Origin of the sequence: Mesorhizobium sp. M0152, from assembly GCF_040322415.1 — a bacterium.
GTDB lineage: Bacteria > Pseudomonadota > Alphaproteobacteria > Rhizobiales > Rhizobiaceae > Mesorhizobium.
In genome coordinates, this window is record NZ_JAMYTH010000006.1 from 109,644 (window position 1) to 130,824 (window position 21,181).

Below are 21,181 nucleotides of genomic sequence, written 5' to 3' on the forward strand. Positions count from 1 at the left end.
CCATGCGGCCCACGAATCAATCGTCTGAGACGCTGGCCGAATTCACCGCCCTTTTGACGGGCAACGACGGAACTCACGGCTCCGCCATCATGGTCGTCGTCGCGCATCCGGATGACGAGACGATCGGCATCGGCGGACATCTTGCCGGATTGCGGGCATGCCGCATCATCCATGTAACGGACGGAGCGCCACGCGATCTTGCCGATGCGCATGCCCATGGCTTCGAGACATGGCAGGACTACGCCGCTGCCCGCCGTGCCGAACTGATGGAAGCCCTGGCCGCCGCCGGCCTGCCGACGGAAGCTCTGACCGCGCTTGGCTATCCCGACAAGGAGGCCACTGCAAATCTCGTTGCGCTGGCGCAGGAACTCACGTGCCTTTTTTCCGATCCCGGGATCCGGTTCGTCTGCACACATCCGTTCGAAGGCGGCCATCCCGACCATGACGCGACCGCCTTTGCCGTTCACGCCGCCTGCCATCTGCTGCGCCGCGACCGGCGGCCGGCGCCCACCATCGTCGAAATGGCGTTCTATTCGGCTGGTCCCGACGGTCCAGTGTTTCAGGATTTCGTCAGCAATACCGGCGGCGATTGCATCGAGGTCTGCCTGACCGAAGCAGCCTTTCAGCAAAAGCAGCGCATGCTGGCCAGGCATCTCACGCAACAGCGAACGCTGGCGCCTTTTTCGACGCGCACCGAGCGCTTCCGGCTGGCTCCGGCCTACGATTTCCTGAAGCTGCCCAACAACGGCAGGCTCTACTATGAATCGCTGCCGCTGGGCTTTGAGCCTGACAGCTGGTTGCGTGCAAGCGCCCTCGCGCACGAGACGCTGCGGCTGGACCAGCCATGACGCTCACCGTCCTCAACGTCGCCTATCCTCTCGCGCCTGTCGGGCCGGACGCGGTCGGCGGTGCCGAACAGGTGCTGTCGATGCTCGATCAGGCGCTGGTGCGTGCCGGTCACCGGTCCATCGTCGTCGGTTGCCGAGGTTCCAGTGCGAGCGGCATTCTTGTGGAAACGCCGGCCGCGGCCGGCGTGCTCGACGAGGCGGCGAAGGGTCGGGCACAGCGGGCTCATCGCGCCGCGATCGCGACCGCCCGCGGCCAATGGCCGATCGACGTGATTCACCTGCACGGCATCGATTTCGACGCCTATCTGCCCGACGATGGCCCGACCCTGGTGACGCTTCACCTGCCGCTCGGCTGGTACCCGGCCGAGGCGCTACGTCCGGCGCGCGACGACCTCTGGCTTCACGCCGTATCGGCGGCCCAGCACAAGACCGCGCCGCCGGACGCCAGGCTGGTTGCCCCGATCCCGAACGGCGTCGACATCGAAGCGCTGAACCTGCCGCAGCCAAGGCGCGACTTCGCGCTGGTACTGAGCCGCATATGTCCGGAAAAGGGAATCCATCTGGCGCTGGATGCGGCCAAGCAGGCCGGCGTGCCGCTGGTCATTGGCGGGAAGGTCTATCCATACGAAACGCATACGCGGTACTTTCACGACGAGGTGAAATCCCGTCTCGACGGCCGGCGCCGCTTCCTCGGCCCGCTCGGCTTCACCGCCAAGCGGCGTTTTCTCAACGCAGCCCGCTGCCTGGTCGTCCCGAGCCTTGCGGCCGAGACCAGCTCGCTCGTCGCCATGGAAGCCCTCGCCTGCGGCACGCCGGTCGTCGCGTTTCCGAATGGTGCGCTTCCGGATGTGGTCGAACACGGCAAGACCGGGTTTCTCGTCAACAATGTCGACGAGATGGCGCAAGCCATCGTCGCGGCATCCAGCCTGGATGCAGAGACATGCAGGACCGAGGCGCGCCGGCGATTTTCGCTGGAGCGGATGATCTCGTCCTACATGGACGCCTACCAAGCGTTGGCGCGGCTTGGCACCGGCCAGGCGCACTTGGCCGCATCACTGTGAGCGAGCCCCGGCTCCGAAGCGAGATCGTCGGCGACCCCACGCAATTCGAGGCGCTGGCGCCGCACTGGTGGAAGCTATGGGAGCGGAGTTCCTCCGCCACGCCCTTTCAATCTCCAGCCTGGCTGGTGCCGTGGTGGCGCTCGTTCGCCCCGGGCGAGTTGGCAACGGTCGCCGTGTGGCGCGGCGACGATCTGGTGGGACTGGCGCCGCTCTATCTCGAACATGGGACGGCGAGCTCGAAACTGCTTCCGATCGGAATTTCGCTCAGCGACTATCTGGACATCCTGTGTGTTCCCGGCATCGAGACCTCCGTCGGCGCCGCCATTGCCGAAAGGATCCTCTCGATCGGGTGGTCGCAATGGATCTTGTCCGATCTGCCGGCAGGCAGTGCCGGCCTGGCGATCGCGCATCCCGAGTTGCCGGCATGTCAGCCAGTCGGCCATGCGGCTTGTCCCGTGCTCGCCATCGCCGGCGACGACACGCTTGCCGGGTGCGTGCCTGCGCGACGGAGACGCCAGTTGCGCCGCGCGGGCCGGGCCGCATCCAGGCGCGGCCGCGTCGCGGTAGTGCCGGCACAGGGTGATTGCCAGACATTCCTCGATCAGCTGATCCGCCTGCACGGCGCGCGCTGGGCCCGGCACGGAGACGGTGTGTTGGCCGATTTCGCTGTGGAGGAATTTCATAGGCACGCCCTCCCCATGCTTCGCCCACGAGGTCTGGCCCGATGCTGGCTGATCGCGATCGATGACAGGGTCGTCGGCGCCTATTACGGATTTCACCATCGCGGCCGCGCCTATGCCTATCTCGGGGGGTTCGACCCGGCCTATGCCGAGGAGAGCCCGGGGGCGATCCTGATCGGCCATGCGATCGCCGAATCGATCCGCGAAGGTGCGCGCGAGTTCGATTTCCTGCGCGGCCAGGAGGCCTACAAATACGGTTGGGGTGCCGTCGACAGATGGACGATGCGAAGGGTTTGGACGCGAACATGAGCGCGACAGGACCGATATCAGCGCATCGCCGGACAGCGGTCAGGCTGGCGGTGGAAGACTGCATGGCGGACGGCGCTTGCGCCGAGGCGGTCATCGCCAGGTTGGCACTGCATCTCGATACGGGGATCGGGGCAGCGGAATTGGCGGAGATCGTGCTGGACATCGATCCGGTCGACGTCCGGGACATAGCAACGCTGCGACGGATCGCCAACCTGCTTCGCCGCAGGCCGGATGTTTTTGCCACGCTGCGGAAGACGGGCGCCGCCGTTCGCCACGAACGCGACAGGGACGAGACGGATGCCGCTGTCGTCAGGCGGCTGGCCTCGGGCTTCGACGCTGCGGCGGCGATTTCGCGAGCGGCAAGCGTGCAGCTGTCGTCCCTCGGCGATGAGGAAAAGCTGTCGGCCACGACCGCCGAGATCGTCGCGTGGCTGGAAGCGCAAGACTTCACCGGAAGCGGACGAAACATTCTGGATATCGGCTGCGGCATCGGGCGTTTCGAACGCGCTCTGTCCAAATCCTTCGGCCAGGTGGTCGGCATCGACATATCGCCGCGGATGGTCGCCATCGCCCGCGAGCAATGCGCCGCGCTTGGCAATGTGGAGTTGCGGCAAACCTCCGGCCTCGACCTGGCCGAGTTCGGCGATGCATATTTCGATTGCGTGCTGGCGGTCGACAGCTTCCCCTACTTGGTGCTGGCTGGCGTGGCCGAGCGGCATTTCGAGGAAATCGCGCGCGTCCTGAAAAGGCCGGGCAGACTGGCCTTGCTGAACTACTCCTATCGCGGATCCCTGTTCTTGGACCGCGCCGACATCCGTCGGCTAGCCGAAACTTACGAATTACAGATCGTCATCGATGGCGAAAAGCCCTTTGGGTTGTGGGACGGCGATGCCTTCCTGCTTGCACGGAGCGACGGAACATTACCGCCCAATGCCAGTTCGGACGTCAAGCAAAGGGACACCGCGCAGTATCGCCAATTCGAAGGAGATCAGCATGGCATCCGGCGGCAAGAAGCACATCGGCAGCGGCAGTCAGGGCAAGGGTACCGGCGCCGGCGCAATGACCGACCTGGCCAAGGATAGGATCGAGGAAAACGCGGTTCTGTCCAACCGGGACAAAAAGCAGCACAGCGAGGAACGCGGGCAGGACGGCAATCGAATCAAGTCCGATCAATACCAGGATCATGCCGCGGACCGATTGCCCGAGGACTGAATGCTGACGCGCCGTTTTGGGGACTTCGGCCGGGCAAGGAATGAGGAAATAAATCTGTGCAAGGGGGCGGCCGGTGACGGGATCGCGCTGCGCATAAGCTTGCAAAGCCAGGTGCTGGGCACCACACTAAGAGGAGGGGAGCAAAGTGAGGGGCTCACGTCCAAGAGAATAATATGTCTCGTTCGAGCGATGATAGCACAGACCCGCATATCGGCATGGCGGTGGATAGGGAGATTGCCTCTCTGCTGACTGCCATCGAGCAGGAGCAGGTTCCCGATCGATTGACCAAGCTGGCGATCGAACTGCAGAATGCGCTCGTTGAGAAACGTCGGCGTGACGTGAGGAACTAGCTATCTGCGACCATCGACTTCCATGTCGAACTGCCCTTCCGACAGGTGATTTCGTCTTTCCATAAGCGTCTGCAACGAGCTTTCTCCAAGAAATTCGAGGACGTTGGCGCGAGCGCGGTTCAGCCGGCTTTTCACCGTTCCCACCGCGCAACCGCATATCTCGGCCGCTTCCTCATAACTGACGCCCAGAACGCCGATCAGCATCAAGACCTCGCGCTGATGTTCCGGCAGCCTCTGGATAGCGCCGTGGACCTCCTTGCTCTGAACGGACCATTCCTGAGTGGCTTCCGAAATTGGTCTCAGGGATGCGCAGTCAAGCAACCCCGGCGCTTCCCTGGCCGCGGCCTTGGCGCGCGTGTAATAGGTATTGCGCATAATGGTGAAGAGCCACGACTTCATGCGCGTCCCGGGCTCGAACTTATCGATGTTGGCGAGACCCTTGGTCAACGTCTCCTGCACCAGATCGTCGGCATCGTCGGGGACGCGGCAGAAGGTGCGAGCGAACGCCCGTAACGCGGGTATCAGGTCAACGATGGAGATTTCGCCGCTTTCCTGATTGGCCAAAGCATAGCCTCTGGATGACAATGGTCCAGCTCCCAAGAAACCAATATATGAACCCCGCCCCCGCTAAATGCATAGAAGTTTGTATCGTTCCGGGTATTGAAGGTAACTCCTTAGAAAATTGCCCGCCGGCCGAGACATCGGCCGAATCCGGCGTGTTCGCATCGCCTCACCTGCACCTTCTGCGGCTCGGTTCACAGGCTTTGCGCGCGTTTCTTTCGGGGACAATGCACCCGGACGCGTATGGAACGCTGATGACGCTAGGCACCGCGGCTTCGGCCCGGGAAGCAGCCGTCAGGCTGTGATGAACACCACGCCGGTGGCCCTAGATAGACGCAGGCTAGCGGCCGTCTGCTCCGCTGTTCTCTTGCCGCTGCTTCTTCAGAACCTCATCGGTGCCAACCAGCTTCTTCGCCCGGCCGGCGATGGTGGTGGACACCACGGCCGGCGGGTCGCTTGCGGGAAAGGAATCCTCCAGCCCTGCCTGCAGTTGATCCTCCAGCGTTTCCGGCTCTTCCGAGCGACCAGACGTTCTGCGGGTTTCGACCCTCTCCAGCGGCTGTTTCGCGTCCGGCGAAGCGCCGGCCTCCTTGATCCAGCCATAAAGCTGCTCGACCGCGAATTCCTTGATCGTCTCGAAATCGGGCCGCTCGTCCCGCGTTGCCTCGATCTGATCGATCATGGCTTTCTCGAACCGATCGAGACCATCGCTTCCGCACACCCGGGAAAGACGCCGCAACGCCTCGCGCAGCATCATCGGAGCGAAATAAGCCGAAGCCTCCGTCCTGAGTTGCTCCAAACGCTCAGGGGTGGCAGCTTGGAAGTTTGACATGGACAGCCCCTTTCTCTCGCAACTATGTCAACGACGGTTGGCTGCAGATGTTCCACCGCGGCTGAACGTCCTTTCCTGCCGGGTTACATGAACCAGGTTGCCACCAGCCCTGCCGACGCCGCAAAGATCGTTACCGTCGTCACGCCACCCAGGATATTCGTGCTTCTGCTGTTGACCTTGTCGCCCATGATCTTGCGATTGTTGGTCATGATGAGAATGAGGAGCAGAAGCGGAGGCGTTGAAAAACCCTGCACGATACCCGACCAGACCAGGGCCTTCATCGGGTTAAAGCCGAAAAAATTGAGCCCCACGGCCACCAGAGTGATCACGCCGGTCGCCATGTAGAATTCTGGCGCCTGCCGCGGCCTGGCATTCAAGCTGTTCTTCCATCCTACGGCCTGGGCGAAATCGAAGGCGGCGCCGGCCGTCATGACCGGAACCGCCAGGAAGCCGACGCCGATCACGCCGGCTGCGAAGAGAATTCCGGCAGCGTCACCGGCAAGCGGCCGCAACGCTTCGGCGGCCTGTGCCGCCGTCTCGATCTGGGTCTGCCCCGCTTCGTACAGCGTCGATCCCGTCGAAAGGATGATGAAATACATGATCAGATTGGAAAACGTCATGCCGATCAGAATATCGCGCCGAGACCGGCGAAGCTCACCTTCAGTGGCTCCCTTGCGCTCTTCGAGTGTCGTCCTGCCCTCTGCGATCTCCTCCTCCACCTCCTGGTTGGACTGCCAGGTGTAGAGGTATGCGGAAAGCGTCGTGCCGATGATGGCGACGAGTATCGACAGGTATTCGGGGCTGAATTCGATTCTCGGCAGCAGAGTACCCCGCAGGACGGAAGCCGCATCCGGCTTGGCAAGAACGGCTGAAATCACATAGGCGAGCAGAGCCAGCGCCAGCCAACGGAATACGTTGCGGATCAATTTGTAGGATCCGAATACCTGCAGCGCAAAAATGACGAGCGCGACGACAACCACGATCAATGGAGCAGGAAGCGGCACGAACAGGATGATAGCCGCCGCCATGGCGCCAAGATCGGCAGCTGCCTCGACCGTGTTGCCGATCAGCACACCCACCAGAACCGACCATAGCAGCCAACGCGGATAGAAGTCGGAAATGACCTTGAAAAGGCCGCGGCCCGAGACTTGGCCAAGCTTGGACGAGAGGTACACGACGGTGTACATCATCGGAAGGGTGACCGGCGCCGTCCACAAAAGTTCAGGTCCGAACCGGGCTCCGGCGCTTGCGTAGGTGCCAATGGCCGAGCAGTCGTCGTCGGCCGCACCGGTAATCAGTCCGAGGCCCAGGCTGCGGACGATGCCGCCATTCCGCCCGTTCGTTGCTCGGCCAACCCCGTTCGTTGCTTGGCCAACATTGTGACGAGCCCGCCCGGTCATGAAGCAGGCATTTCAGACAGAACCACGAGGGAAACCGGGACGAGCCTCATGACCATCGCTCCAGCCAGATGCCGCCGCAGCGGTCCATGAGCCGCACCAGGATTGGGATTCGAACATCCGATCGAATGTTTTGTTCCCTGATAGTGGCCGTCCCGCACGCCGCGGATTGCCCCAGGCACGACGCCGTCGACGTCATGCTAGCCAGACGTGCCGATCACCTCGTCATGCCTGTGCAGCGAGCATCGAGGAGGCGCCGGGCTGTTGTCATCGAGATGATGGCAATCTTGGCCGGCCTGGCGCCTCAATTCACACCTGAATCTAGCCCAGCCACTTCTCGTAGTCGGACACCAGCAGGTGCACCGGCGCGACATCCTCGTCGATGTTTGAGAAGCGGCCGATCGGATCGCGGAAGACGTTGTCGGTGAGATCGTCGTTGACGGTCGACACCTCGCCGATCAGCACATCCTTGCCCTCGGCCCAGAAGGCATGCCAGACGCCGGGCAGCAGGGTGACGCTCTGGCCTGGATCTAGCTTCAGAAGCCCGCCCGCCGGCAGTCTGTGGATAGTTCCGTCGACAGGAACCGACACCTCGGCCTTGGGATCGATGCCACCGTCGCGATCGTGCATGAACAGTTCCAGCACCAGCTTGCCGCCGCCACGGTTGATGATGTCCTCGGCCTTGATGTTGTGGCGGTGCATCGGCGACAGCTGGTCCTTGCGCGAGATCATGATCTTCTCGGCATAGAGCATGCCCATGCCCCTCTTCATGTCCTCGTAGCGGCCGTTGCGAACGGTGAACAGGAACAGACCGAGTTCGTCGAACTTCTCCTGGCCGTAATCGGTGATGTCCCAACCGAGCCGCGAGGTGAACACGGCCGAGGAATCGACCTGGCGCGCCTTCGCCTCCTCCGGAGACCAATAGGCGAAGGGCGGCATGATGTAGCCGAACGAGCGGATGAAAGCGTCGGCTTCGCGGATGATGTCGTTGATGGCGGAGCGTTTCATGATCGTGGTCCTCAGGTGTCGATTTTTCCGACAAATCGCATAGCCGAACGCCGATCCGGTGTCGATCCATCTTGCCTGCACGAACCTGGCGCTTACAGCGCATGGACCACAAACCCGAGCCGCTGGCCGCATGACATCGCGCGCTTTGAGGGCCATAACCCCTGCGGATTTGCCACAGGGTGACAGATGATGCCGACAATCAACGACCTCGATACGCCATCGATCCTGATCGACGCCGCGCGCGCAGAAGCCAACATCGCGCGCGCCCAGGCCCATGCGGACAAGAATGGACTGAAGCTCAGGCCTCACATCAAGACGCACAAGCTGCCCTATTGGGCGAAGAAGCAGGTCGCGGCCGGCGCCGTCGGCATCACCTGCCAGAAGATCGGCGAAGCCGAGGTGATGGCCGATGCAGGACTGACCGACATCTTTCTTCCATACAACATTCTGGGCCGCCCCAAGCTGGAGCGGCTTCTGGCGCTACACCGCCATGTCACCCTGTCGGTGACGGCGGACAGCATGGAGACCGTCGAGGGGCTGGCGGCCACTTTCACCGATACTGGTCACCCTCTTCCGGTGCTGGTCGAATGCGACACCGGCATGGGCCGCTGCGGCGTGCAGACGACCAGTGAAGCGGTTGCGCTGGCAAGGCGGATCGATAGGGCCGCAGGCCTCGTTTTCGGCGGACTGATGACCTATCCGGCCGCCGGCCGCGCAGCCGAGGCCGAAACCTGGCTTGCCGACGCCAAGCGGGCGCTGGCCGCTTCCGGTCTCGCTTGCGAACGCATCTCCAGCGGCGGCACACCGGATATGTGGCGCTCAAACAAGGCATCGGTCGTCACCGAATATCGTCCGGGCACCTACATCTATCTCGACCGCTACCAGGTCGCCAAGGGCGTCGGCAAACTCGACGATTGCGCGCTGACGGTGCTCTCGACGGTGGTCAGCCATCCGACGACAACGCGCGCCATCCTCGACGCCGGCAGCAAGGCGCTGTCCAGCGACACGCTGGGGCTGGCCGATTTCGGCGAACTGCTTGGCATTCAAGGAGCGCGAGTAACTGGCCTGAGCGAGGAACATGGCACCGTCACGCTTTCGGGCGACGGCAAGCTGCACATCGGCGAACGCGTGCGTGTCGTGCCCGATCATTGCTGCGTGGTCACCAACCTGTTCAACGAGGTCAATTTGATCGACGGCGAGACGGTGCTGGAGACGCTACCGGTGGCAGCGCGCGGCCTGATGGGGTGAGACGAGCGCTGCCGTAGCGGACGGAATTTTCAGACGCTATTCGACGAAGCTCAGTTGGCCTGCCGTGCCGCGATACGACGCATGGCGATAATCCGGCGGCGTCGGATTTCGGTGCGCATCGCCATCAGGTGCAGCGCGAAGAACAGCACCGTGAAACCGACAGCCATTACCAGCAGCGGCCACAGCAGGCTGGGGTCGATGGTCGGACCGCCAAGCCGGAACACCGAGGCCGGCTGATGCAGCGTGTTCCACCACTCGACCGAGAATTTGATGATCGGAATGTTGATGAAGCCGACCAGCGTGATGATGGCGGCGGCCCAGGCGGCGCGTCCGGCGTCGTCGAGCGCGCGGGTCAGCGCGATGATGCCGAGATACATCAGGAACAGCACGAAGACCGAGGTCAGGCGCGCGTCCCAGACCCACCAGGTGCCCCACATCGGCTTGCCCCAGATCGAACCGGTTATAAGCGCCAGCGCAGTGAAGACGGCGCCGGTGGGCGCGGCCGATTTCAGCGCGACATCGGCCAGCGGATGCCGCCAGACCAGCGTGCCGAGCGCGGAAACCGCCATCAGCGTGTAGCACATCATGGCGAGCCACGCGAAAGGCACGTGGATGTACATGATGCGCACGGTGATGCCTTGCTGGAAATCTTCAGGCGCGGTGAAGCTCATATAGAGCCCGGCGGCAAGGATGAGGGCGGCAATGGTGGCCAGCCACGGCACGACCTTGTCGGCCAGCCCGACAAAGCGTGTCGGGTTGGCAAGATCCATCCAGCCGGCCAAGCGTGAACTCGTGTCGCTCATGCGGCCTTAAATAGACCGGCAGCGTGGCTGGGGCAATCGAGTGCTGGTGTCGCAGGTCAAGTCTTACCTTCTCCCCCTGGGGAGAAGGTAAACACCGCCTTTTACGCGGCCTCGCCCTGCACTGAGCGGCTGAGGCGGCGAACCTCCTCGTCGTTGAGCAGGCCGCCGGCGCGCAGCAGGCTGGCGAAGCGGCCGTTGCGCAGCGACAATTCGGCGAAGCCACCCATTTCGACCACCTTGCCCTTGTCCATGAACACGACCAGATCGGCGTCGCGAACGGTGGTCAGGCGGTGGGCGATGATGAAGGTGGTGCGGTCGCGCCGCAATTCGTCGATCGCTTCCTTGACGCGGTCCTCGGTTTCGACGTCGAGCGCGCTGGTCGCCTCATCGAGCACCAGGATCGGCGCGTCCTTCAGCACGGCGCGGGCAATCGCGATACGTTGACGCTCGCCACCCGACAGCTGACCGCCGCGCTCGCCGACCACCGTGTCGTAGCCATTGCTCTTGGCCAGGATGAAGTCCTGCGCAGCGGCCGCGTTGGCGGCTGCATGGACCTCGTCATAGGTCGCATCGGCGCGGCCGACCCGGATGTTGTCCTCGATCGAGCGGTTGAGCAGGCCTGCATCCTGGAACACGGTCGCGATCGCATGGCGCAGCGACTTGCGGGTCACTGTGCGGGTATCGACGCCGTCGATCAGGATACGGCCGTTGGACGGCGAGAAGACGCGCTGGAGCAGGTTGATCAGCGTGGTCTTGCCCGCACCCGTCGGGCCGACGATGGCCACGGTCTGACCCGCCTGAACCTCGAAGGACACGTCGTCGATGCCTTGCCCCGAATTGGCGAATTCGAAGCCGACATTCTCGAAGCGGACATGACCGGTGACATTGGTGAGATCGCGCATGCCGTCCGGCTCGGCGGTATCGGCTGCCGAGTCCTCGAGATGATAGAACTCCTCGAGCTTGGCGCGGGCTTCCGAAATCTGGTTGGCGAAAGCCGACATCTGATCGAGCCGGGCGATCAGCAGCGTCGCAAAGCCGGTGAAGGCGATGACGTCACCGATGCGCAGCTGGCCATGGGTGACCAGGTAGGCGCCGATCAAAAGCACAACCATCATCGAAATGGTCGACGACAGGCGATGCAGCGCGTTGGCCATGGCCCACCAGTCGAGCACCGGGTTCTGCGCGTCGAGCAGGTTCTTGACGTAGCGGCGCAGCGTGTCGGCCTCGTGGCCGAGGCGATTGTAGCTCTGCAGCACGGCGACGTTGCTGACCGAGTCGGTCACATGCGCGAACACCTTGTGATAGTGGCGCTCGACGGCGGCCTGGCCCTCCTTGGTCCGCCGCATCACCAGCCGGCCGATGCCGACATAGAGAACGCCAAGCACCAGCAGCACCATCGACATGCGCACGTCCATGCTGATCGCCGTCGGGATCAGCAGAAACAGCGCAACGGCCGTGGACAGGTGCTGACGCATGAATTCGAGCCAGAGGCTGAACAGGGTCTCGACCGCGCGCAACAGCGTGTGCAGGGAATTGGAGGTGCCGCGTTGGTGATGCCAGGCAAGCGGCATGGTGATCACGCGCTCGAACGACTGGCAAAGCACTTCGCTGCGCCGGGCATGGGCAAAGCGATCGGCGCCGCGCGCGACCATGACGAAAGCGATGATGTTGAAGGCACCGAGCCCAGCCCAGAGCGCGAGCGTCGAGAACACCGAGCCGCGGTCGGAGATGGCGTCGATGACCCGGCCGAACATGATCGGCTCCAGGATGGCGATGATGGCCAGCGCGATATTGGCGCCGCAAATCAGCGCAACGCGCTTCTTGTCCGAGGCCAGATAACCCAACGCTCTCCAATAGATCTGCAGAAGTGACACTTCAGCTACTCCGCCAACTTTCTATTGTGCTCAATTTCAATATTGTGCACTGCACCATTTCCTGACACGTAACGGTTGACGCGTCGCAAAACAATGCCCCTCTATCGCTTCCGTTCCCATTTAGCGAACAAAAGATGACGACGATGCGAAATCTGACGTGATCGCCTAACAGTTTGAGATAAAAGGTGAAATGTCAGCCTTGCGGCGAAATAGTGGCAGCAGCCGAGCGCTGCCACATTTTTAATCACGGCGGACTTATACCGCCTGCGCCGAGGAAACGCAGCGGAGCCGCCCCAGGGCGCGCGCAAGTAAACGGTATATTGCAACGCACGCCCTCAAGGGCGCGCGATCGATTGATCTAACGTTCTGATTTCACGCGGGTATCTTGACGACAACCTCAGTCTGGTCACCAGCTTTGGGTTCGAAGGCCGCGGCTTTTGTTTTCGAACCATTGACTTCAAGCGAGATTGTCTTGGCTTTTTTATCGCGGACGACACGGACCTTGATCTCGGCGCCCAGCATCTTGAGCGAAGCCTCGTAGCCATCCCAATGGCTGGGGAGTCTGGGCCGGAACGTGATCTGCTTCCCGCGCCGTTCGATACCCAGTATGCCCTCCACCGCCGCACGGTAGAGCCAGCCGGCCGAGCCGGTGTACCAGGTCCAGCCGCCACGCCCGCCCTTGTCGTCGCCGGCATAGATGTCGGCTGCCACGACATAGGGCTCGACGCGATAGTGCTCGGCCGAAGCCTCGTCGAACGCGTGGGTGACCGGGTTCAACATCGAGAAGCAGCGATAGGCTTCATCGGTCAGCCCCATTTCGGCGAGGGCGATGACGAACCATGTGGCGGCATGGGTATACTGGCCGCCATTCTCGCGCACGCCGGGCGGATAGCTCTTGATATAGCCGGGATCCTTGTCCGTCTTCGAAAAAGGCGGGGTGAACAGCTTGACGATCTTGAGCTTGTCGTCGACCAGCAGCTTGGTCGCCTGCTGCATCGCCGTAGTCGAACGCGCCGGGTCGCCTTCGCCCGAAAGCACGCTCCAGGACTGGGCGATGGAGTCGATCTTGCATTCCTGCGACGCGCGCGACCCCAGCGGCGTGCCGTCATCGAAACTGCCGCGCCGATACCATTCGCCGTCCCATGCGGTGCTTTCGAGCGCCCGCTTCAGCACATCGGCATGCTTTGCCCAGGCCTGCGCGCGCTTGGTGTCGCCTTCGGTCTTGGCGACAGCGGCGAAGTCGCCCAGGGTCTTCAGCAGGAACCAGCCAAGCCAGACACTCTCGCCCTTGCCGTGCTCGCCGACGCGGTTCATGCCGTCGTTCCAGTCGCCGCCGAGGATTAGCGGTAGCCCGGCGGGACTGCTGCGCTTGATGGCAAGGTCGAGCGCGCGCGCGCAATGGTCATAAAGCGACACGGTCTTCTTCAGGACTTCCGGGGTGAAGAATGCATCGTGCTCGCCCTCGCCCAGCGACTGGCCGTCGATGAAGGGCAGTTGCTCCTTGAGGATCGTGGCGTCACCAGTCACCAGCAGGTAGCGAGCCGTGGCATGGGCCAGCCAGACCACGTCGTCCGAGATCATGGTGCGCACGCCCGCGCCGGTGCGGGGCAGCCACCAATGCTGCACGTCGCCTTCGGGAAACTGCCGGCGTGCCGCATTGAGTATCTGGTCACGCGCCAGTGTCGGATCGTGCGACAGCAACGCCAGCGTATCCTGCAGCTGGTCGCGGAAGCCGAAGGCACCACTTGCCTGATAGAAGGCCGAGCGGGCGCGGATGCGGCAGGCAAGGCTTTGATAGGGCAGCCAGTGATTGACCATGGCATCGAGCGCCTTGTCCGGCGTCTCGACCTGAATGGTGTCGAGAAAACCGCGCCACTCCCGCTCGTTGTCGGCCAGACGCTGGTCGAAGTCCTTGGCGCGATGCTTCTGCACGAGACCGATGGCCTCTGGGGCAGAGTCGGCGTCACCGAGCAGCCATAGCAGCGTGACGTCGCCACCGGCCGGAATCTCGACATCGCGGGCGATCGCCGCGCAGGGATCGTCTCCGGCCTCGACACGGCCCGACAGCGCCGCGCCGCTCAGCACCGCCTGCGGAAGCTCGCTGGAACCATGCCGGCCGAGAAACTCCGCACGGTCTGCTGTCACTGAATGAACGCCGGCATCGGCGGCGAGGAAGGCCACCCGCTCGCTGAAGTCGAGCCCATAGGGATTTTGCGCCAGCAACGCGCCGGTGGCGACATCGCGGGACGGGATTATGGTTGCCGCCGTACGCGAGCGATGCCCGCCCAGCACCCATTCGGCATAGGCATAGACGCGCAACCGCGCCGGCACCGAGCCGGAATTCTGAATGCGCAGCCGTGAGATCTTCACCGGGTCGACCGGATCGACGACATGGGTCAGGTCCATCGACAACGGCCCGCGCCTGGAGCGGAAGGTGGAGAAACCCTGGCCGTGCCAGGCCTCGTAGGTCATCGAGGGATCGCGCACCATGGCGGCGATCGGCGAGAACGCCTTGCCGCTAGCCTGATCGTAGATGTAGATGCCCTCGCCCGGCCGGTTCGTGACCGGATCGTTCGACCATGGCGTCAGCTGGTAGTCGCGGCTGTTGCGGCTCCAGGTGAAGGCAGCGCCTTCGGCCGAGGTGTGGAAGCCGAACGAGGCGTTGGAGACGACGTTGATCCAGGGTTGCGGCGTGGTGCGGCGACCAGCCAGGCGCACCACATAGTGGCGTCCATCGCCTTCGAAGCCGCCAAAGCCGTTCCATTGGCCGAGCCCGGTCCCGTCGGCGCGACTATCCTGCTGCGAGGCCGACCATGGTTCCCGCAGGACTGGCAATCCTGCCGGTTGCGAAGCGTCGCGCGCCTGCAGGGCAGCCGCCTCGGCCCTTTCGATCTGATCGAAGATGGTGCCGTTGCGCGTATGCAGGACGATACGAGCGACGGCCAGCAGCGTCTTGTAGGTGGTCTCTTCCATCAGATCGCGGCGCACCGCGAAAATGTGCTGGCGCGGACCGAGTTCCTTGCCGCGCAAGCGGCTGTTTTCGCACACCGATTCGACCGCCCGCTGCAGATCCTGGACATAGGAGGACGCCTGCTCGTTGACGACGACGAAGTCGATCATCATGCCGCGGGTGCGCATGTATTCCTGGAAACGTAGCGCCTGGGCAACGATTTCCAGGTCGGCGACATCGCCGATCCTGACCAGAAAGATCGGATAGTCGCCTGAAATACTGGTCGGCCACAGGCTCGATTGCTTGCCCAGCCCCGAGACGATGGATTCGGCCGGGAGCCGCAGGAACGGATCCGGATAGATCAGATAGCGCGCCAGCTTCTGCACATTGGCGGCGTCGGCCAGGCTGAGACCCAAATGGCGGGTCTGCACCTGCGAGCGCGTCCAGGCAAGCATGGCCTGGCGGGCAAAGCTCTCCTGATGGTCGAGCCGGTTCATGGCCTCCACCAGCTCCGCCCGGTTGGCGCCGACGACGGTCCAGAAGGTCAGCGATATCTTCTTGTTGGCGGGCACGCGTACCTGGCGGCGCAACGAGGCGACCGGATCGAGCGTGAAACCGGAATGACCGCCAAGCCTGGCACCGGGGTCGAAGGCGGCGGCGTCGACGATGGTGCGGCCACGGCCGATAAAGGCACGCCTGTCCGTCTCGGCTTCGGCATCGCGTGCCGGCCCCGACGGGTCGGTGACGAAATGCACCATCGTGATATCGGGCTCGCTGGTCTCGCGCTTGCGGCGCGTGGCGAAGATCGCCCCGTTATTGGCGGCGATTTCGGTTTCCACGAACATCTTCGAGAAGGCCGGATGCGCATTGTCGGAGGCCTCCAGTCCCAGCACCAGTTCCGTGAAGGACGTCACCTCGATGTAGCGATCGGCCGGGCCTTCGTTGAACAGGGTCACGCGCCTGCCTTCGCCATTGCCTTCCGAAATGACGATGCATTCGACCTCGGATCGCAATGTGCCGACCGATTTCACGAAGCTTGCCTTGTCGTCGGAGAACAGGGTCTGCGCCTTTTCCTCCGGCGCCTGCTTCGGCTCCGACGTCGCGGACCACCAGTCGCCAGAGGTGGCATCACGCAGGAAGATGTAGGATCCAAGCCGATCCTCGGTCGGATCCGGTTGCCAGCGGGTGACCGAGAGATCGCCCCAGCGGCTGTAGCCCGAGCCGGTCGCGGTCACCATCACCGAATAGCGGCCGTTCGACATCACACAGGTGGAACGCAGCGCCCGCAATGGATCGAGCACGATGCGGGTGTCGGGACTATCGAGCTCGGTCTCGTCCTTTGCCCGCTCGTCCGCTTCGGTCCTGACGGTCGCGGTCGGGATATCGCGCGGCGCCCTCTCCTGCAGTAGCAACTCGGCCGATTCGATCACCGGATCGCTGTGGAAACGATCACGAAGGCGGCCTTCGAAAATGGCGTCGGCGACCGCCGCGATCGACATGCCCGAGTGGTGGGCCATGTAATTGTGAACCACGGCATGGTTGGTGCCTTCCGGCACGCGTTGCGGCGTGAAGTCGACCGCATCGTAGTAGCCGTGGCGGCCAAGCGCGCCGATTTCGCGTAGCCTGGCGAGGTTCTGTACCGCCTCGCGCGGATTGAACTGCGCCGCCAGCACGGTAGCGTAAGGCGCAATCACCGTGTTCTGGCCGAGACCGCGCTTCAGCCCGAGGCCCGGCACGCCGAAATTGGTGTACTGGTAGGTCAGTTCGCGATCACGGGCATTGTAGGCCGCTTCCGAAATGCCCCACGGCACGTTCTTCTGCCGGCCGTACTGGATCTGGCGCTTGATGATCAGCTTGCTGGTCTGGTTGAGAATGCTGCCTTGCGGTTCCTTCATCACCAGCGGCGGCATCAGGTATTCGAACATCGAGCCGGACCAGGACATCAGCGCGCCCTGGAAGCCGATCTCGACGATCGGGCGGCCAAGCCTGAACCAGTGCTCGGTCGGCAGGTCGCCCTTGGCGATGGCGAACAGGCTGGTGAGCCGGGCCTCCGAAGCGAGAAGATCGTAGCAGCTTTCGTCGAGCTGGTGTTCCTCGACCCGATAGCCGATCGACAGCAGCTTGCGCTCCGGCCGCATCAAAAACGAGAACTCCATCTCGAAGGCAAAGCGGCGCGTGCGCTCGCGCAGGGTCAAAAGCTTGGCGCGCAGCGCTTCGACCGCATTGTCGTCGCTGTGGGCGTCTTGGACATGTGCTTCGCAGGTGGCCTCAAGCCTGGCCGCCCAGTCGACGATGACGTCGCTCTGTGGCGATGCCGCCTCGGTGTCGATGGCGGTGGCCAGCTTGCGGATCTCGCCCGCCAGCACGGCAAGGTTGATCGTGCGGATCGAAGCCATTTCCGGCTGTGCCTTGACCGTTTCGACCGCGCGCCGCATGCCGTCGAGACGATCGGCCAGACGCTGGCGCAGGGGGCGCAACTGGCGGCGATCGTCGGGGAGGTCGTCGAGGCTTTCGGCAAGAATGGTCACCGTGTCCAGAATGCCCTCGAAATCGCCCTGGAGGTGGACGGAAGGCGCCTCCGCCCACTCGGCGCAAGCCGCCGCCACCGCCACCAGATGACCGGCGAGATTGCCGCTATCGACAGCCGAAATGTAGAGCGGATAGAGCGGCTTCAGCGTCGTGGTGTCGTACCAGTTGAACAGATGGCCGCGACTGCGCGGCATGCTCTCTATGGTCGTCATCGTGGCGTCGATGCGGGTGATGGCGTCCGACAGGCTGATCCAGCCGAAATCGCGCGCCGAGATGACCGACAGCAGATAGACGCCGATGTTGGTCGGCGAAGTGCGCGGCGCGACGACGGGCGCGGGGCTTTCCTGGAAATTGTCCGGCGGCAGATTGTGATGCTCTGCCGTCACGAAAGTCTCGAAATAGTGCCAGGTGCGCCGCGCCACCGTTCGCAGCACATGGATGTCGGCCTGCGATATGCGCAGGCGATCCTCGGTTTCAGCCGAGCGGCTGATCCAGCTGGCGATCGCCGGCGAGCCGATCCAGAACAGGGCGAAGAAGAAGGCGACGAAGGCGCCGGTGGAATCGGCCAGCACCGGAATGGCGAGACCGACGAAGCCGATGATCACGGCGCCATGCATCATGCCGTAATAGGAACCGACATCGTTGTCGCCAGCCTTGTGCGCCTGCGAGGCGGTGCGCCATTCCAGGAGGTTCTGGCGGCTGACGAACAGCCGGTAGAGCGTGCGCACGATGGCGTCGCCCATCATCCAGGCATTATGCGCCATCAGCACGATTTTCAGCGCCACCATGGCGGTACCGAAGGCGACATCGCGCGCCAGGGCCGAGAAATGGCCGCGCGGCGTCTGGTCGCCGCTCTTGGGCAGGATGGCGTTGACGACGTCGAAGGTCGGCGCCATGAACAGGCTGAGGATCAGCAAAGCCTGCCATTGCGCGGCCTGCGTGAAGGGCAGCAGGGTCCAGCCCGCGATCGCCGCCATGACCCAGAAGATCGGCGTCAGCGAGCGGCGCAGGTTGTCGACCATTTTCCAGCGCGACAGGGCCGGAACGCCCGAGCGCGGATCGAGGATGAAGCCGAGGAGCTGCCAGTCGCCACGCGCCCAGCGATGATGGCGCGAAGCGTCGACCGAATAGCGGGTCGGGTAGTCCTCGACCAGTTCGACGTCGGTGACCAGCGCGGAACGCGCCAGCGCGCCTTCGAGCAAGTCGTGGCTGAGGATGGTGTTTTCCTCGATGCGGCCTTGCAGGGCGGCCTCGAAGGCATCGACGTGATAGAGGCCCTTGCCGGTGAAGGAACCGTCGCCGAAGACATCTTGATAGAGGTCCGAGACGGCGAACACGTAAGGGTCCAGGCCGCGATTGGCCGAAAACACGCGCTGGAAGAACGATGCCTCGTCGCCGCTGGTGAGCGAGGCGGTGATGCGCGGCTGCAGGATCGTATAGCCGGCGGTGACGATGCGCTTGGTCGCATCGAAATGCGGGCGGTTGAGCGGATGGCAGAGCTTGCCGACGAGGGTTGCCACCGCGTCACGGGTGGTGCGGGTATCGGCGTCGAGCGTCATCACGTGAACGACTTTTTCCGGCAGCGGCACTTCGAGCGGCAGGAACGTGGTGTCGCTGTCGCCACGCAACAGAAGGTCGAGTTCGTGCAACTTGCCGCGCTTGCGCTCCCAACCCATCCAGCATCCCTGCGCGGCATTGAAGAGCCGCCGGCGGTGCAGGATGTAGAAGCGCGGCGCGCCTTCCGAAGGATAGCGGGCGTTGAGGCGGGCGATCTCGGCGCGAGCGAATTCGAGGATCTCGGCGTCGGCCGAGTCGATCTCGGTCTTGCTGTCGGGCCAGTCCGACAGCAGGGCGAAATGGATCTCGTCCGCCAGATTGGCGAGGTGATGCACTTCGATGTTGCGGATGTTTTCCTCGACATCGTCACGCGAGCCGATCAGTGACGGCACAACCACCAGGGTGCGTGCCTCGGGCGGCACGCCGTGCCTGTAGTCAAAGCCGATCAGGCGTGTCGGCTTGAGGAACAGCGAAGCCACGGTGTTGAAAAAAGCAAGCGCGCCTTCGCTCGCCGGCACGGCAAACAGCACCAGCATCAGCACGATCGACGGGACCGACAGGCCGAGATTGGCAAGAGCATTGCCGGAAACGACGAGCAGCAACGCGGTCAGCGCGAAGACCGGCAGGACGATGCCCAGCCACCCGGTCCTGGCGAAGGTGCGCTTGACGGTCTGGCTGATCGTCGGCCGGTAGCCGATAGCCTTTTCAAGCTCCAGCCGGCGTGGGCCGACGAGGAAGAAACCGACGTCGGTATGCGCGGACGGAGCCGCAACGGTATCGGCGTCATCGCCAACCGCCGCATTTTCACTAGCGGCCTCGCCGGCCAGTTCGATCGCCTTTTCGGCGACGCGATACTCCGACAGGTTCGAGCGGCGCGCCAGTTCCTCGATCGCGGTCCGGTACTGATCCCGCGAGAAAAAGTCGAGCGCCGCGAAGTCCGTGCGCTCGCGCAGCACGGTATCGATGCGGCTGACGCCTTCGAACCATACCGTCCAGTCGACATCGTTGATGAGACGCAGGCCGCGAACGATGTTGCCGGTCGTCACATTGCCGCTGGACAGCGTGTGATGCTCGGAGATGATGATCTCCTCTGCATCGGAGCCAGTTTTCTCAAGCTCGCCTTCCAGCCACTCAAGGGCTTTGCCGGCATTCTGCGAGCCGTCGCGCAGACGATAGAGCAGTTGGGTGGCAAAGGTGGTGTCCTGCGCGTGCGTGCTGAAATTGGCCAGGATCGCCTGCCGGTCGGCGCTGTCGTCGGTTGCCAGGACCCTGTCGGCCGCATCGTTGGCGATCTGGCGCATCTGGCGAGTGCGGTTGACCCTGACCGCCAGCCGGCGAAGATTTTCGATCAGCACGAAGCGCAGGAGCGACGGCAACGCCCACAGTTCGCCGATCTTCAGAGGCTCGACCGACTGAAAGCCTTGGACGATCGCCTTGAACATCGTCGCCGAGACGGAACTGTCGGAATGCGCCACATAGGTCCAGGCCAGGGCCAGTGCGCGAGGCACGCTGCCGCCATTGGGCAATTTCAGCGTCGGCAGCTGGCGATAAAAGCGGCGCGGCAGATCGCGCTTGACCTGGAAAATCGTCTCCTCGACCAGGTAGTTGTTATCCAGCAACCATTGCGCCGCGGGAGTGATCGTTTCTCCCCTGGCCTGCGCCGCGTTGGTCGAACGGTAGACTTCGAGGATCTTCTTGGCGCTGTCGCGGATGCGTGCCTGGAAATCGAACGGCGTCAGGCCGAACACATCCGTGAGATCGCCGTTGGCCAGGCTTTCGCCGAGCTGCCGAAGGCGCTCCTCGGGCAGGAACGTGGATCTGATCGGCTCTTCCGTAACGGCCGGGAAGCTCGCGCTTGTCTTCTCAATCTGTGCTGGGTTCGTCTGAATATTCATTGAAAATTCCGTAAGCGGGCACTCAGCGGCGTCACCGCCACGGCAATGGCCCTAAAACCGATTCAAA

General features: G+C 63.3%; 14 protein-coding genes. 7 read left to right on the forward strand and 7 right to left on the reverse strand.

Annotated elements, in window-relative coordinates; all coding sequences use genetic code 11:
* Positions 1-2 precede the first annotated feature (2 nt).
* From NKJ26_RS09025 to NKJ26_RS09050, 6 genes are all read left to right on the forward strand, one after another.
* Entirely contained in the window at positions 3-848 is an 846-nt protein-coding gene (locus NKJ26_RS09025) for a PIG-L deacetylase family protein (protein ID WP_352694968.1), read from the forward strand.
* Positions 845-1,909, forward strand: coding sequence for a glycosyltransferase family 4 protein (locus NKJ26_RS09030; protein WP_352694969.1), 1,065 nt, complete (start codon positions 845-847; stop codon positions 1,907-1,909). Before NKJ26_RS09025 ends, NKJ26_RS09030 begins: the two co-directional genes overlap by 4 nt.
* Positions 1,906-2,898, forward strand: a complete 993-nt coding sequence (locus NKJ26_RS09035) for a GNAT family N-acetyltransferase (RefSeq protein WP_352694970.1) — start codon at positions 1,906-1,908, stop codon at positions 2,896-2,898. The genes NKJ26_RS09030 and NKJ26_RS09035 overlap by 4 nt, the downstream gene beginning before the upstream one ends.
* The gene (locus tag NKJ26_RS09040; protein WP_352694971.1) at positions 2,895-3,980 is read left to right on the forward strand and encodes a class I SAM-dependent methyltransferase; all 1,086 of its coding nucleotides are present in this window, start codon (positions 2,895-2,897) and stop codon (positions 3,978-3,980) included. The genes NKJ26_RS09035 and NKJ26_RS09040 overlap by 4 nt, the downstream gene beginning before the upstream one ends.
* Positions 3,892-4,110: a hypothetical protein gene (locus NKJ26_RS09045; RefSeq protein ID WP_352694972.1), complete on the forward strand. Its 219-nt coding sequence runs from the start codon at positions 3,892-3,894 to the stop codon at positions 4,108-4,110. The genes NKJ26_RS09040 and NKJ26_RS09045 overlap by 89 nt, the downstream gene beginning before the upstream one ends.
* Before the next feature lie 173 nt (positions 4,111-4,283).
* The gene (locus NKJ26_RS09050; RefSeq protein WP_352598456.1) at positions 4,284-4,460 is read left to right on the forward strand and encodes a hypothetical protein; all 177 of its coding nucleotides are present in this window, start codon (positions 4,284-4,286) and stop codon (positions 4,458-4,460) included.
* Here the strand turns inward: NKJ26_RS09050 and NKJ26_RS09055 are convergent, their stop codons facing one another.
* From NKJ26_RS09055 to NKJ26_RS09070, 4 genes are all read right to left on the reverse strand, one after another.
* The gene (locus NKJ26_RS09055) at positions 4,461-5,024 is read right to left on the reverse strand and encodes a sigma-70 family RNA polymerase sigma factor (RefSeq protein WP_352598457.1); all 564 of its coding nucleotides are present in this window, start codon (positions 5,022-5,024) and stop codon (positions 4,461-4,463) included.
* Positions 5,025-5,361: 337 nt separating this feature from the next.
* Positions 5,362-5,775 (reverse strand): hypothetical protein, encoded by a 414-nt coding sequence (locus NKJ26_RS09060; RefSeq protein WP_352598458.1) that lies wholly within the window; start codon positions 5,773-5,775, stop codon positions 5,362-5,364.
* 161 nt (positions 5,776-5,936) lie between these two features.
* On the reverse strand, positions 5,937-7,253 hold the full coding sequence (locus NKJ26_RS09065) for an Nramp family divalent metal transporter (RefSeq protein ID WP_352598459.1): 1,317 nt from the start codon (positions 7,251-7,253) through the stop codon (positions 5,937-5,939).
* Between the two features lie 318 nt (positions 7,254-7,571).
* The gene (locus tag NKJ26_RS09070) at positions 7,572-8,258 is read right to left on the reverse strand and encodes a D-lyxose/D-mannose family sugar isomerase (RefSeq protein WP_352694973.1); all 687 of its coding nucleotides are present in this window, start codon (positions 8,256-8,258) and stop codon (positions 7,572-7,574) included.
* Positions 8,259-8,447: 189 nt separating this feature from the next.
* On the opposite strand from NKJ26_RS09070, the gene NKJ26_RS09075 reads away from it, so the two are divergent.
* Complete coding sequence (locus tag NKJ26_RS09075; protein WP_352694974.1) at positions 8,448-9,506, forward strand: D-TA family PLP-dependent enzyme; 1,059 nt, start codon at positions 8,448-8,450, stop codon at positions 9,504-9,506.
* A gap of 50 nt (positions 9,507-9,556) precedes the next feature.
* On the opposite strand, the gene NKJ26_RS09080 is transcribed toward NKJ26_RS09075, so the two are convergent.
* From NKJ26_RS09080 to NKJ26_RS09090, 3 genes are all read right to left on the reverse strand, one after another.
* Entirely contained in the window at positions 9,557-10,309 is a 753-nt protein-coding gene (locus NKJ26_RS09080) for a heme ABC transporter permease (RefSeq protein ID WP_352694976.1), read from the reverse strand.
* 101 nt (positions 10,310-10,410) lie between these two features.
* Positions 10,411-12,183, reverse strand: a complete 1,773-nt coding sequence (locus NKJ26_RS09085) for a glucan ABC transporter ATP-binding protein/ permease (protein ID WP_352598463.1) — start codon at positions 12,181-12,183, stop codon at positions 10,411-10,413.
* 372 nt (positions 12,184-12,555) lie between these two features.
* Entirely contained in the window at positions 12,556-21,114 is an 8,559-nt protein-coding gene (locus NKJ26_RS09090) for a glycoside hydrolase family 94 protein (protein WP_352694977.1), read from the reverse strand.
* Between the last annotated feature and the right edge of the window lie 67 nt (positions 21,115-21,181).

Excerpts from the sequence above, each read along its gene's own strand:
- NKJ26_RS09025 (WP_352694968.1), top strand. The coding sequence starts at position 3 with ATGCGGCCCACGAATCAATCGTCTGAGACGCTGGCCGAATTCACCGCC.
- NKJ26_RS09030 (WP_352694969.1), top strand. The coding sequence starts at position 845 with ATGACGCTCACCGTCCTCAACGTCGCCTATCCTCTCGCGCCTGTCGGG.
- NKJ26_RS09040 (WP_352694971.1), top strand. The coding sequence starts at position 2,895 with ATGAGCGCGACAGGACCGATATCAGCGCATCGCCGGACAGCGGTCAGG.
- NKJ26_RS09045 (WP_352694972.1), top strand. The coding sequence starts at position 3,892 with ATGGCATCCGGCGGCAAGAAGCACATCGGCAGCGGCAGTCAGGGCAAG.
- NKJ26_RS09050 (WP_352598456.1), top strand. The coding sequence starts at position 4,284 with ATGTCTCGTTCGAGCGATGATAGCACAGACCCGCATATCGGCATGGCG.
- NKJ26_RS09060 (WP_352598458.1), bottom strand. The coding sequence starts at position 5,775 with ATGCTGCGCGAGGCGTTGCGGCGTCTTTCCCGGGTGTGCGGAAGCGAT.
- NKJ26_RS09065 (WP_352598459.1), bottom strand. The coding sequence starts at position 7,253 with ATGACCGGGCGGGCTCGTCACAATGTTGGCCAAGCAACGAACGGGGTT.
- NKJ26_RS09070 (WP_352694973.1), bottom strand. The coding sequence starts at position 8,258 with ATGAAACGCTCCGCCATCAACGACATCATCCGCGAAGCCGACGCTTTC.
- NKJ26_RS09075 (WP_352694974.1), top strand. The coding sequence starts at position 8,448 with ATGCCGACAATCAACGACCTCGATACGCCATCGATCCTGATCGACGCC.
- NKJ26_RS09080 (WP_352694976.1), bottom strand. The coding sequence starts at position 10,309 with ATGAGCGACACGAGTTCACGCTTGGCCGGCTGGATGGATCTTGCCAAC.
- NKJ26_RS09090 (WP_352694977.1), bottom strand. The coding sequence starts at position 21,114 with ATGAATATTCAGACGAACCCAGCACAGATTGAGAAGACAAGCGCGAGC.